Annotated in this window: 2 protein-coding genes; both read right to left on the bottom strand. The window is 46.3% G+C overall.

The annotated features are described in order from the left end of the window. Window positions 1–14 precede the first annotated feature (14 nt). A complete protein-coding gene (locus AC3B8H_RS21335) occupies window positions 15–944 on the bottom strand; it encodes a restriction endonuclease (protein WP_488443513.1) in 930 nt (309 codons plus the stop codon). A 110-nt stretch (window positions 945–1,054) separates the two neighbouring features. Then, window positions 1,055–1,396: REP-associated tyrosine transposase (locus AC3B8H_RS21330; RefSeq protein ID WP_488443512.1), on the bottom strand; the 342-nt coding region annotated here is incomplete at its 5' end.

Here is a 1,396-nt window from a genome sequence, read left to right as displayed (position 1 = left end):
CTTTGGCATCTGATTCAACGAGTCAATGCGGCTTGTGGGGGAGATAAAATCAACAGCCTGTTAACTAGAATAATTGTGTGATGAGCTTCCTTAGCCTTCTTCTTTGCATTTTCGTCAAAATCGGAGGTTGTGACAAAAATTCCCTTGGTTGTGTCACCACTCATGGCCCCGATGAAATTTCGAATATCGGGTTCACGGACCTTGTTGTCAGTATACCGTTTGGCCTGAATGTAGATCTTCTCCAAACCAAGTTGATCTTCATTTATGATTCCGTCAATTCCGCCATCACGGGATTTGGAAGTTTCAATGAATTCGCCATAGCCCATTCGATTCAGCAAGATAAGAATAACTTTTTCGAACGCGTATGGATCAATCAGCTTGAGTTTCTGTAGAAGCTCAGTTTTGACATTGTCTTCAATCTGCTCAATGCCAGAATCAATTAGGTCCTGTGGACTTGAGTTGGTAATTTCTCGCTTTTCAGAAATCGCTCCCTCCGGTTTGTAGAAGCCGATAACGTCAGACTCCAGTTGGTCGATTGAAATCATTTCGACCTTTGCGGACTTACCTTTCTCGGTAATCTGGACATAACCGCGTTGAGGATAGTGGACTAGACCGCCTTTCTTGAGATAGGACTTTCCCCAGGCGATTCTGTTTTCCAGAAGTCGATCACCGCTCTTAGTTGTCTGATTCAGCAGTTCTGGCGGAAGTTCTGAATAGTATTTCTCTTCGACAAGCCGTAACAGCTCCCGTCCTGGGATAATTCTACCATCACGCAGAATGTCAATTATTGGAAGGAATGTGTCATTGAACTTCGGTAATTCCAATCTTTTTCTCCTCTGCCCGAAGGGTCGATCTAACGATACGGGAAACCTGCCGGCAGAAGCGACGAAAGGAGCGTAGCTTCTGCCGGTTAAGTTTACCCGCTGGTTAGCGTTGAATTTCATACTGGATTGTTAAACGAAATAATCATGTTATCAAACTCCCTTAGGAGACCTTTACTTACAAAAGTACACTTTTCCGCAGGACCATAGGATGCGCTGAGGAACGAAGCGCATCATTCGAGATACCCGTCTGCTTGAATATTGAAAACACCGGAATGCCCCCAGTTCATGGGATAAATGCCCAATTCCACAAAACGATGAAAACTCGAATGCGGCCAATCGGCCGCTTGCCGCACCCAGCCATGTTTAACAGGATTCCAATGAATGTAGTCAACATGTGCGTTATAGTCTTCTTGGCTTGTCAATAAATGCGCCCAGAAACGGCGTTGCCATATCCCGCGCTCTCTGCGTTTGGCACGGCTTTGCGAGACGCGCTCCGCAACGGGCAATGCCCGGGAAAATCGAGCCTTAAGTAAACCCCATCGCGTCGCGTTATCGGAATCCTCGGGCGGCAA

This window comes from Methylomonas sp. BG-2 (genome assembly GCF_057766305.1).
Note: the sequence above shows the minus strand (reverse complement) of the source record. Positions and strands in the feature narration are given on the sequence as shown.

Bases quoted from the DNA above. Each gene is read 5' to 3' on its own strand.
- AC3B8H_RS21335 (WP_488443513.1), bottom strand. From the start codon at position 944: ATGAAATTCAACGCTAACCAGCGGGTAAACTTAACCGGCAGAAGCTAC.